Source organism: Streptomyces thermoalcalitolerans (genome assembly GCF_039525155.1).
Taxonomy (GTDB): Bacteria; Actinomycetota; Actinomycetes; order Streptomycetales; family Streptomycetaceae; genus Streptomyces; species Streptomyces thermovulgaris.
This window is the reverse complement of sequence record NZ_BAAAHG010000009.1, coordinates 54,100-65,063: the sequence shown is the minus strand read 5'-3', so window position 1 is coordinate 65,063 and position 10,964 is coordinate 54,100. Positions and strand designations below refer to the sequence as shown.

Here is a 10,964-nt window from a genome sequence, read left to right as displayed (position 1 = left end):
CCGGGCGGGTCGTGGCCGGCCGGAGCCGGCGACGCGTAACGTGACACGGCATGAAGATCCTCATCAGCGCCGACATGGAGGGCGCCACCGGCGTCACCTGGCCCGCCGACGTGCTGCCGGGGACGCCGCAGTGGGAGCGCTGCCGGGTGATGTTCACCTCGGACGTGAACGCCGCCGTGCAGGGTTTCTTCGACGGGGGCGCCGACGAGGTGCTCATCAACGAGGCCCACTGGACCATGCGCAACCTGCTGCTGGAGCGGCTGGACGAGCGGGCGCAGCTGCTCACCGGGCGGCACAAGGCGCTGTCCATGGTGGAGGGCGTGCAGCACGGCGACGTGGACGGGCTCGCCTTCGTCGGCTACCACGCGGGCGCCGGCATGGAGGGGGTCCTCGCCCACACCTACCTCGCCAACCAGATCACCGGGGTGTGGCTGAACGACGTACGGGCGAGCGAGGGGTTGCTCAACGCACGGGTGGCCGCCGAGTACGGGGTGCCGGTGGTGCTGTTCACCGGGGACGACGTGGCCTGCGAGGACGCGCTCGGCTATGCGCCCGAGGCACTGAAGGTGGCCGTCAAGGACCATGTGTCCCGGTACGCGGCCGTCTGCCGCCCGCCCGCCCGCACCGCCGCCGAGATCCGGGCCGCCGCCAAGAAGGCGGCCGCCCTGGCGGTGCGTCACGAACCCCGTAGCGACGGCCCGTTCACCATCGCCGTGGAGTTCGACGCCGAACACCTCGCCATGGCCGTCACCGTCGTGCCCGGAGTGAGCCGGATCGGGGAGCGCAAGGTGGCGTACACCGGCACCACCATGTACGAGTCGATCCGCGCCTTCAAGGCGATCACCACGATCGCCTCGGCCGCAGTGGAGGAAGCGTATGGCTGACGCGCAGGCACTGGACGAGGTCGTCGACTTCACGTCCGGCCTGATCCGCATCGACACCACCAACCGGGGCGGCGGGGACTGCCGGGAGCGCCCGGCCGCCGAGTACGCCGCCGAGCGGCTGGCCGGGGCCGGTCTGGAGCCGCTGCTGCTGGAGCGCACCCCCGGGCGGACCAATGTCGTCGCCCGGGTGGAGGGCACCGACCCGTCGGCCCCCGCACTGCTCGTGCACGGTCACCTGGACGTGGTGCCGGCGCGCGCGGAGGACTGGAGCGTGCACCCGTTCTCCGGCGAGGTGCGCGACGGGGTCGTCTGGGGCCGGGGCGCGGTCGACATGAAGAACATGGACGCGATGATCCTCGCCGTGGTCCGCTCCTGGGCCCGGCAGGGCGTACGGCCCCGGCGCGATGTGGTGATCGCCTTCACCGCCGACGAGGAGGACAGCGCCGAGGACGGGGCCGGCTTTCTCGCCGACCGGCACGCCGAGCTGTTCGAGGGCTGCACCGAGGGCATCGGCGAGTCCGGGGCGTTCACCTTCCACGACGGGGCCGGCCACCAGATCTACCCCGTCGCCGCCGGTGAGCGTGGCACCGCCTGGCTGCGGCTGTCCGCGCGCGGACGGGCGGGCCACGGCTCCCGGGTCAACCGGGAGAACGCGGTGACCCGGCTCGCCGCCGCCGTCGCCCGGATCGGCTCCCACGAGTGGCCGGTGCGGCTCACCCCCACCGTGCGCGCGGCCCTCACCGAACTCGCCGCCCTCCACGGCATCGAGACGGACCTGCAGGACGTCGACGCGCTGCTGGACAAGCTCGGCCCGGCGGCCCGGCTGGTCGAGGCGACGCTGCGCAACAGCGCCAACCCCACCATGTTCGAGGCCGGCTACAAGATCAATGTGATCCCGGGGCAGGCCGTCGCCCATGTCGACGGACGCTGTCTGCCCGGCGGCGAGGAGGAGTTCCGCACCACCCTCGACGAGCTGACCGGCCCGGACGTGGACTGGGAGTTCGAGCACCACGAGGTGGCGCTCCAGTCGCCGGTCGACGCACCGGTGTTCGCGGCGATGCGGGCCGCCCTGAAGGAGTTCGCGCCCGAGGGGCACGTGATCCCGTACTGCATGGCGGGCGGCACCGACGCCAAGCAGTTCTCGCGGCTCGGCATCACCGGCTACGGGTTCTCGCCGCTGAAACTGCCCGAGGGCTTCGACTACCACCATCTGTTCCACGGAGTCGACGAGCGCGTCCCCGTCGAGGCGCTGCACTTCGGCGTCCGCGTCCTGGACCGGTTCCTGCGGACTGCCTAGGGACACCCGCTCGGGGCACGGCCGGACGGAGCTGCCCGGACGGCCGGCGCCCATGGCGGTGACCGTATCGTGCACCGCCGTGGGCGCCGCCGCTTCCCCGCATGCATCCGGCCGCGGCACGCGGCGCGGCCCCGGCCGGCTCGGACGGCGTGGTGCGTCCGGTCGTCGGCCGGGGCCGGTTTCGGGTCCGCGACGTGCGGCTACGCCGCGAGCCAGGCCGCCTGGTCCGGGGCGAGCATGTCGTTCTCGAGGGGGCCGCTGGCCAGGAGGACCGCGGAGTGCGGCGGCAGCGGGCAGGGCTCGGCGGAGAGGTTGAGCACGCAGACGAAGCCGGGGTCCCGGCGGAAGCACAGCACGCCGTCCGGGGCGTCCAGCCAGGTCAGCGTGCCGTCGCCGAGTGCGGGGTGCTCGCGGCGCAGGCGCAGGGCGGTGCGGTAGAGCTCCAGCATGGAGGTCTCGTCGCCGGTCTGCGCCTCCACGCTGAGTCTTCCCCAGTCGGCCGGCTGAGGAAGCCAGGGGGCGGCGGTGGCGCCCTCGGGGCTGAAGCCGTACGGCGCGGACCGGCCGGACCAGGGGATCGGCACCCGGCAGCCGTCACGGCCGCGGTCGGTGTGTCCGGAGCGCTCCCAGATGGGGTCCTGGAGCACGGCCTCGGGCAGGTCCTCGACCTCCGGGAGGCCCAGTTCCTCGCCCTGGTAGATGTAGGCGCCGCCGGGCAGGGCGAACATCAGCAGGGCGGCCGCGCGGGCGCGCCGGGTGCCCAGTTCCAGGTCGGCCGGGCCCTCCGGTTCGTAGCGCTCGCTGGGCGCCCACCCCTTGACGTTCCTGCGTCCGTAGCGGCTGAGGTGGCGCATGACGTCGTGGTTGGAGAGCACCCAGGTGGCCGGCGCCCCCACCGCGCCGAGCATGGCGAGGGAGTCGTCGATGACCGACCGGAGGTCCTTGGCGTCCCAGCCGGTCATGAGGAAATTGAAGTTGAACGCGGTGTGCAGGCCGCCCGCGCGGACGTAGGCGGCCAGCCGCTCCGGGGTGTCCGCCCACGCCTCGGCGACGAAGGACCGGTTGCCGGGGAATTCGTCGGCCACCTTGCGCCAGGCGCGGTAGATGTCGTGGACCTCGTCACGGTCCCAGTGCGGGTGCGGTGTGCGCTGCCCGGCCTCCCCGTCCCGCGGGCCCTGGACCGGGGGCAGGTCGGGCAGTTCCGGGTGCTTGACGAGGCCGTGCGCCACATCGATGCGGAAGCCGTCCACGCCCCGGGAGAACCAGAACCGCAGGATCGACTCGAACTCCGCGTGCACGTCCGGGTGCTGCCAGTTGAGGTCGGGCTGCTCCGGCGCGAACAGGTGCAGGTACCACTCGCCGTCGGGCAGCCGGGTCCAGGCCGGCCCGCCGAAGCAGGAGACCCAGTCGTTGGGCGGTTCGCTGCCGTCGCTTCCGCGGCCGGGCCGGAAGATGTAGCGCTCCCGCTCCAGGCTGCCCGGTCCCGCCTCCACCGCCGCCTGGAACCAGGGGTGCTGGTCCGAGGTGTGGTTGGGCACGATGTCGGGGATGACGCGCAGGCCGTGGCGGTGGGCTTCCTCGATCAGCTGCTCGGCCTCCTCCAGGGTGCCGAACAGCGGGTCGATGTCCCGGTAGTCCGCCACGTCGTAACCGTGGTCCGCCATGGGCGACTTGTACCAGGGGTTGATCCAGACGGCGTCGACGCCGAGCTCCTTGAGGTAGGGCAGACGGGAGCGGAGGCCGGCGATGTCGCCGACGCCGTCACCGTTCCCGTCGGCGAAACTGCGGATGTAGACCTGGTAGATGACGGCGCTGCGCCACCACGGTGCGGTACCGGACATGCTGATGCTGTGTTCCTTTCAGGGAGGGGAGGGGCGGCGGAGCCGCCCCGGTTCACTTGGCGGCGCCCGCGGTGAGTCCGGCGACGATACGGCGCTGGAAGAGCAGCACCATGATCACCAGGGGCACGGTGACAAGAACGCCCGCCGCCATCTGGCTGCCGAAGGGAGCCTCGTAGGTCGTGGTGCCGGTGAACTTGGAGATGGCGACCGGGGCGGTCTGCATGGCGGGCTTGTTGGTCATGGACAGGGCGATGAGGAATTCGTTCCAGGCGGCGATGAAGGTGATGATCGCGGTGGTGAAGATGCCCGGTGCCGCGAGGGGGATGATGACCTTCCGGAACGCCTGGCCGCGGGTGCAGCCGTCGACCATGGCGGCGTGCTCCAGTTCCTCCGGCAGCTGCCGGAAGAACGTCGTCAGGTTCCACACCGCCAGGGGCAGCGCGAAGGACATGCTGGGCACGATCATGGCCTGGTAGGTGTTGATCCAGCCGATGTCGGTGAACAGCTTCAGCAGCGGGACCACGATCGACACGACGGGGAACATCGAGGTGGCGATGATCAGCGTGAGGATCAGCCGCTTGAAGCGGAACTCCAGGCGGGCCATCGCATAGGCGGTGAGGGTGGCCAGCAGCAGGGCCAGCGCGGTGGTGACGCCCGCCACGACCAGGCTGTTGAGCAGCGCGCGCGAGAATCCCTGGGAGGGGTCGAACACCGCCTGGTAGTTGGCGAACGACACCCGGGGCGGCACGAGCGAGGTGTCGAAGAGGTCGGTGGTGGGCCGCAGACTGGAGACCACCATCCAGTAGAACGGGGCCAGGCAGTAGGCCACCACCGCGGCGACCCCCGCGTACAGCAGCCAGTGGCGCCACTTCGCTGTGCCGGTCATGCCGTCACCTCCGCACGGCGGAAGAGGACGATCCCGCGTCGCCTGCCGCGCCTGCCCCCGCCCTCGCCGTCGCCGACGAGATCGGTGCCGAGCAGCCGGACGAAGGCCAGGGCGATCAGGAAGACGTAGACGAAGAGGAGCATCGCGTAGGCGGACGCGGGTCCGAAGCGGACGTTGGACGCCTCGTGCTGCGCCAGCATGGACAGGGTCTCCACCGAGTTCTTCTGCGCGCCGATGAGGATGTACGGCAGGTCGAACATGCGCAGGGCGTCCAGGCAGCGGAAGAGGACCGCCACCAGCAGCGCGGGCTTCACCAGGGGCAGGGTGATGTGCCGGAACTGGCGCAGCGGGCCGGCGCCGTCGAGCCGGGCGGCCTCGTACACCTCCTTGCTGATCACCTGGAGGCCGGCCAGGACCAGCAGTCCGATGAACGGGGCGGTCTTCCACACCTCGGCGATGATGACCGCGACCTTGGCCTGGAAGCCCTCCGAGGTCCACAGGACCTGGCGGCCGATGAGCTCGTTGGCGATGCCGTTGCTGTTGAAGATCCACCGCCACAGCAGACCGGAGATCGCGGTGGGGACCGCCCAGGGGATCAGGATGGAGGCCCGCACCAGCGCCCGCCCCTTGAGCGCCCTGTGCATGATCAGTGCCATCGCCACGCCGATCACCGTCTCCAGCGTGACGGTGACGACGGTGAGGAAGGTGGTGTTCCAGAAGGCGTTCCAGAACCTGCCGCCGGCCTCGCCGAAGATGTCGGCGTAGTTCTGGAGTCCCACGAACGGCTCGGTGGTGCGGACGAAACCGGTGCGGGGATCCAGGCCCTTGGGCCCGTACAGCGATTCCGTCAGCGCCATGATCGTCGGATAGAGCACGACGACCGTCAGTACCAGCAGCGTCGGAGAGACCAGGAGTGCCGCCATGCGCCCGGTGCCGGCGGTGGCGCGGGCCGCCTTGGCGCGGCGGCCCGCCGGTGCCGGGGACCGCCCCGCCCGGCGGCCGGCCGTGCCGCCGGGCGGGCGCACAGTGGCCCGGGCCGGTGTCCTGATGTCGGCCATGGTCGTGTCCCTCACCGCCCCATGGCCTTCTGCAGGTCCTTCTGCAGGTCCGTCAGCGCCTGAGCGCTGCTCTTGCCGCCGTTCAGGGCGGCGTACGCCTCCCGCTGGATCACCGAGGTCACGTCGCCGTACTGCACGACGCGCGGGCGCGGCACGGCCCGCAGGACGGACTGCTTCAGCACGGGCAGGTACGGGTACTGCTTCACCAGCGCCGGGTCGTCGTACAGGCGCGCGTACGGCGGGGCGAGCGAGGCGTCCTGCAGGAAGTACTTCGCGTTCTGCTCACTGGTGAAGAACTTCATGAAGTCCAGCGCCGTGGCCTTGTTCTTGGCGAAGGACGACAGGGCGAGGTTGTGGCCTCCCAGGCTGGAGGCACCGGGCCCGTTCAGACCGGGCAGCGGGGCGACCTCGAACTTTCCGGCCACCTTGCTCTTCTGTGCCAGGGAGTACACATACGGCCAGTTCCGCAGGAAGATCAGCTTGCCGGACTGGAACGCCTGACGGCTCTCCTCCTCCTGGTAGGTGATGGCCTCCTTGGCGATCGTCCCGTCCTGGAAGGAACCGGTGAGGAAGTCCAGGCCCTTCCTGGCGGCGGGGGTGTCGACGTCGGGAACACCGTTCGCGTCGGTGATCACACCGCCCGCGGAGTTCACGGCCTCGGCGAAGTTCACCGTGAGGCCCTCGTACTTCTGGAACTGCCCGGCGTAGCAGGACATGCCCTTGCCCTCGGGCAGCTTCCTCACCTTGGCGCAGGCCTCCTTCAGCTCCGCCCAGGTCTTCGGCGGGCCCGCCACGCCGGCCTTCTTCAGCAGATCGGCGCGGTAGTACAGCATGCCGCCGTCCGAACTGGACGGGACCGCGTACAGGCCGTCGCGGTACTTCGCCGTCTCCACCACCGGCTTCAGCATCCTCTGCAGCGGGAACTCCTTCTCCGGCAGCCGGTCGATCCACCGGTGGGCGGCGAACTCCGACGTCCACACGACGTCGAGGGACAGCACCGTGTAGGCGTCGGACTTCGTTTCCGCGTTCTGGATCATCTGCTGCCGCTGGGAGTCCGCGTCGGTCGGCAGCTGAATGAAGGTCACCTTCTCCTTGGGGTGGAGCTTGTTCCAGCGGTCGAGCACCGGCTGGACGGTCCCGGTGGTGTCCTTGGGCGCCACATACGTGATGGGGCCGCGGCCCTCGAACGACGCCGGCCCGGCCTGCCCCGAGCCGCTGTCGCCGGAGGAGCCGCACGCCGTGAGGACGAGGCCGGCCGCGGCGAGCGCGGCCGCGTACGGGAACGCTCTGGTGACCCTGGTCTTCACTGTTTCTCCTGATGGTCGGGACCGAAGCGTCGCGGGTTCCGAGGGGGGAAGGTCGCTGCGGCTCCGGATGAGTCCGGGCCACCCAAGATTGCGCTGTCTCAGATCAAGAACCCAGTTCAGCAGCTTGTGCGCGCAGCCATGAGGGTGGCCTCGCCCTGGTTGGGACAACGCTTGCACGCTAGGGGGGTCGATGTCAGGCGTCAATGCGTTACGCGCCGGTAATTCAGAGGGGAAGTGGGGAATTATTGCCGCTATATTGGGGCATACAGGGCATTGATCTGTGTGACAGCGTTTTCAAGAGGGGGTGCGATGGCCGGTTTCTCTGCTATCGTCCCGGCCATGCCACCAGCTCAGCGACACCCCACGATGGCTGACGTCGCCGAACGGGCCGGGGTCTCCACGTCCACGGTTTCGCGCACCCTGCGCGGCCTGTCCACGGTCTCTCCCGAAATCCGTGCCCGCGTCGAACAAGCCGCCAGGGAACTGGACTTCGCGATATCGCGGCGGGCCTCGAGTCTGGTCACGGGGAAGACGGGGACCGTGGCGGTGCTCGTCTACACGCTCAACTCCTGGTTCATGGGCTCCGCCCTCTCCGCCCTGGGCCCCATGCTGCGCGCCGCGGACCTGGAACTGAACCTCTACGTGGTTCCCGACATGACCGAGCGCGCCTCCTTCTTCAAGCGCCTCCCGGCCCGCCGGAACGCCGACGCGCTGCTGGTGTTCTCCTTCGACCTCACCAAGGAGGAGACCGACCGGCTCGACGACCTGGGCATGCCGGTCATCTACGTCAGCCAGCACGTCGACGGGCGTCCCAGCGTGTACGTGGACGACGTGGCCGGCGCCCTCAACGGCACACGGCACCTGCTCAACCTCGGCCACCGCAGGATCGCCTTCCTCCAGGCCGTGGGCACCAGCGGCTTCTCCTTCAGTTCCAGCGAACGGCTGCTCGGCTACCAGCAGGCGCTCACCGAGGCGGGCATCCCCCTCGACGAGGACCTGGTCGTCACCACCCCCTTCCCCGACAAGCACGGCACCGCCAGGGCACTGGGACAACTGCTCAGCCTGCGCGAGCCGCCCACCGCCGTCTTCGCCGAGCACGACGAGGCGGCCGTCGCCGCCATCCGCGCCCTGCGCGCGGCCCAGATCGGTGTCCCCGAGCAGATGTCCGTCCTCGGCTTCGACGATCACCCGGTCGCCGACCTGTTCGACCTGTCCACCGTGGCCCAGTCGCCCTCGGACATCGGCCGTACGGCCGGCGAACTGGCCCTGAAGCTCATCAACGACGAGGACGCGGACCGCGCCCAGCACATCGTCCTGCCCAGCCACGTCATACCCCGCGCCACCACGGCTCCGCTGCTCCAGACCCAGAACCGCGGGCAGGAGCAAGCCGGATCGCCGTAGGGGGACGGCCGAGAGGGAAGGCCGAGAGGGAAGGCCGAGTAGAGAAGGAGAGGGGCGGGCGGCCGGGAACGGCGGCCGCCGAGAGCCGTCCCGGCGCGGCCTCGCTCACGCTCCGTTCCGCCGCCCTCGGGCACCGGCCGCGCCGGCCTTCTTCACGGCACCGGCCCAAAGGACGTCCGGGCCGGCGGTCGCGCATGATCCGGCGGGCGTTCCTCACTGGCGGGCGCTCTTCACTAAGGTCGTGGCGGACACGGGCATCGGGCTCGTTCGTCGGGGCGAAGCCAGGGCGAAGCCAGTGATGAAGGAGGAGGCGCGTGCAGACACTGCCGTACGGATCGTGGCCGTCGCCCGTCGACGCGGCGCTGGTCGCCGCGCACGGCGGCAGACCGGAGTACGTGGGCTTCGTCGGCGACGAGGTGTGGTGGACCGAACCGCGGCCCGAGGAGGGCGGACGGCGGGCGCTGGTGCGGCGCCGCCACGAGGAGTCCTCCCCGGCGGGCTGCGTGGAGGAGACGGTGCTGCCGGCGCCGTGGAACGTGCGCAGCCGCGTCATCGAGTACGGCGGCCGTCCCTGGACCGGGACGGTGTGGGACGGCGCACCGCTGGTGGTGTTCGTGAACTTCGCCGACCAGCGGCTGTACCGGTACGAGCCCGGCGGCGAGCCGCGCCCCCTCACGCCCGTCTCGGCGGTGGGCGGCGGACTGCGCTGGGCGGACCCGCTGCTGCGTCCGGAGCGCGGCGAGGTCTGGTGCGTGCTGGAGGAGTTCACCGGCGACGGACCCACCGACGTACGGCGCCTCCTGGCCGCCGTACCGCTGGACGGCTCGGCGGCCGGAGACCGGGCCGCCGTACGGGAACTCACCGACGACCGGCACCGGTTCGTGACCGGCCCCCGGCTCTCGCCCGACGGACGGCGGGCGGCATGGCTGGCCTGGGACCATCCGCGGATGCCGTGGGACGGCACGGAGCTGAAGGTGGCCGAGGTGGGGGAGGACGGCTCCCTCGGCGCGCCCCGGACGGCGGCGGGCGGGCCCGACGAGTCGATCGTCCAGGCGGACTGGGCCGCCGACGGCTCCCTGCTGTACGTCAGCGACCGCAGCGGCTGGTGGAACCTCTACCGTGACGGCACGCCGCTGTGCCCCCGCGAGGAGGAGTTCGGCGGACCGCTGTGGACGCTGGGCCGGCGCTGGTTCGCTCCCCTGGACAACGGGCTGATCGCGGTCGTGCACGGCCGGGGCACCACCGCCCTCGGCATCCTCGACCCGGAGACCGGCGAGATCGCCGACGCGGCCGGGCCCTGGACCGAGTTCGACGCCACGCTCGCGGCACAGGGCGAGCACGTGGTGACGGTCGCCGCCGGCCCGCGCAGCGCCCACGAGATCGTCGAGCTGGACACCAGGACCGGCCGGACCCGGGTGATCGGCGCCGCCCACGACGACCCGGTGGACCCCGCCTACTACCCCGAGCCGCAGACCCGCACCTTCACGGGACCGGACGGCCGTGAGATCCACGCCCACCTCTACCCGCCGCACCACCCCGAGTGCGCGGCACCCGACGGCGAGCTGCCGCCGTACATCGTGGGGGCGCACGGCGGGCCCACCGGCCGGGCCTCTTCGACGCTCGACCTGGGGATCGCCTACTTCACCTCGCGGGGCATCGGCGTCGTCCAGGTCGACTACGGCGGCTCCACCGGATACGGCCGGGAGTACCGCAACCGGCTGCGCGGGCAGTGGGGCGTGGTCGACGTCGAGGACTGCGCGGCCGTCGCACTCGCCCTCGCCGAGGAGGGCATCGCCGACCGTGCGCGCCTCGCGATCCGGGGCGGCAGCGCGGGCGGCTGGACGGCGGCGGTGTCCCTGACCACGACCGATGTGTACGCCTGCGGCACGATCCTCTACCCGGTCCTGGACCTGACCGGCTGGGGCTCGGGGGAGACCCACGACTTCGAGTCGCGGTACCTGGAGTCCCTGATCGGGCCGCTCGCCGAGGTGCCCGACCGGTACGCCGAACGCTCGCCGGTCGAGCGCGCCGACCGTCTCACGGCGCCGTTCCTGCTGTTGCAGGGGCTGGACGACGTGATCTGCCCGCCCGCGCAGTGCGAGCGGTTCCTGGCCCGGCTTCAGGGCCGGGGCGTGCCGCACGCGTATCTCACCTTCGAGGGCGAGGGGCACGGGTTCCGCCGGGCCGACACCCTGGTGCGGGCGCTCGAGGCGGAGCTGTCGCTGTACGCTCAGGTGTTCGGCCTGGGCCCGGCAGGCGTCCCGACCCTGGAGCTCGGCACGTGACGGAC

General features: G+C 71.3%; 8 protein-coding genes. 4 read left to right on the top strand and 4 right to left on the bottom strand.

The window, feature by feature from the left end:
* Positions 1–50: 50 nt before the first annotated feature.
* Positions 51–884, top strand: a complete 834-nt coding sequence (locus tag ABD224_RS08115) for a M55 family metallopeptidase (RefSeq protein ID WP_344048435.1) — start codon at positions 51–53, stop codon at positions 882–884.
* Positions 877–2,181 carry a M20/M25/M40 family metallo-hydrolase gene (locus ABD224_RS08110; protein WP_344048433.1) on the top strand — a complete coding sequence of 435 codons (1,305 nt, stop codon included), beginning with the start codon at positions 877–879 and terminating at the stop codon, positions 2,179–2,181. Before ABD224_RS08115 ends, ABD224_RS08110 begins: the two co-directional genes overlap by 8 nt.
* A gap of 200 nt (positions 2,182–2,381) precedes the next feature.
* Here the strand turns inward: ABD224_RS08110 and ABD224_RS08105 are convergent, their stop codons facing one another.
* From ABD224_RS08105 to ABD224_RS08090, 4 genes are read right to left on the bottom strand one after another with little or no spacing between them, the layout of a single operon-like run.
* Positions 2,382–4,022 carry a glycoside hydrolase family 13 protein gene (locus ABD224_RS08105; RefSeq protein WP_344048431.1) on the bottom strand — a complete coding sequence of 547 codons (1,641 nt, stop codon included), beginning with the start codon at positions 4,020–4,022 and terminating at the stop codon, positions 2,382–2,384.
* Positions 4,023–4,074: 52 nt separating this feature from the next.
* Entirely contained in the window at positions 4,075–4,908 is an 834-nt protein-coding gene (locus ABD224_RS08100) for a carbohydrate ABC transporter permease (RefSeq protein ID WP_344048429.1), read from the bottom strand.
* Entirely contained in the window at positions 4,905–5,966 is a 1,062-nt protein-coding gene (locus tag ABD224_RS08095) for a carbohydrate ABC transporter permease (RefSeq protein WP_344048427.1), read from the bottom strand. Before ABD224_RS08095 ends, ABD224_RS08100 begins: the two co-directional genes overlap by 4 nt.
* A gap of 11 nt (positions 5,967–5,977) precedes the next feature.
* A complete protein-coding gene (locus tag ABD224_RS08090) occupies positions 5,978–7,273 on the bottom strand; it encodes an ABC transporter substrate-binding protein (RefSeq protein WP_344048425.1) in 1,296 nt (431 codons plus the stop codon).
* A gap of 339 nt (positions 7,274–7,612) precedes the next feature.
* On the opposite strand from ABD224_RS08090, the gene ABD224_RS08085 reads away from it, so the two are divergent.
* Positions 7,613–8,674, top strand: a complete 1,062-nt coding sequence (locus tag ABD224_RS08085) for a LacI family DNA-binding transcriptional regulator (RefSeq protein ID WP_344048423.1) — start codon at positions 7,613–7,615, stop codon at positions 8,672–8,674.
* 314 nt (positions 8,675–8,988) lie between these two features.
* Positions 8,989–10,959 (top strand): LpqB family beta-propeller domain-containing protein, encoded by a 1,971-nt coding sequence (locus tag ABD224_RS08080; protein WP_344048421.1) that lies wholly within the window; start codon positions 8,989–8,991, stop codon positions 10,957–10,959.
* Positions 10,960–10,964: the final 5 nt, after the last annotated feature.

What these genes read in the sequence shown, in the direction of transcription:
- ABD224_RS08115 (WP_344048435.1), top strand. Translation starts at nt 51, where the DNA reads ATGAAGATCCTCATCAGCGCCGACATGGAGGGCGCCACCGGCGTCACC.
- ABD224_RS08110 (WP_344048433.1), top strand. Translation starts at nt 877, where the DNA reads ATGGCTGACGCGCAGGCACTGGACGAGGTCGTCGACTTCACGTCCGGC.
- ABD224_RS08105 (WP_344048431.1), bottom strand. Translation starts at nt 4,022, where the DNA reads ATGTCCGGTACCGCACCGTGGTGGCGCAGCGCCGTCATCTACCAGGTC.
- ABD224_RS08100 (WP_344048429.1), bottom strand. Translation starts at nt 4,908, where the DNA reads ATGACCGGCACAGCGAAGTGGCGCCACTGGCTGCTGTACGCGGGGGTC.
- ABD224_RS08095 (WP_344048427.1), bottom strand. Translation starts at nt 5,966, where the DNA reads ATGGCCGACATCAGGACACCGGCCCGGGCCACTGTGCGCCCGCCCGGC.
- ABD224_RS08085 (WP_344048423.1), top strand. Translation starts at nt 7,613, where the DNA reads ATGCCACCAGCTCAGCGACACCCCACGATGGCTGACGTCGCCGAACGG.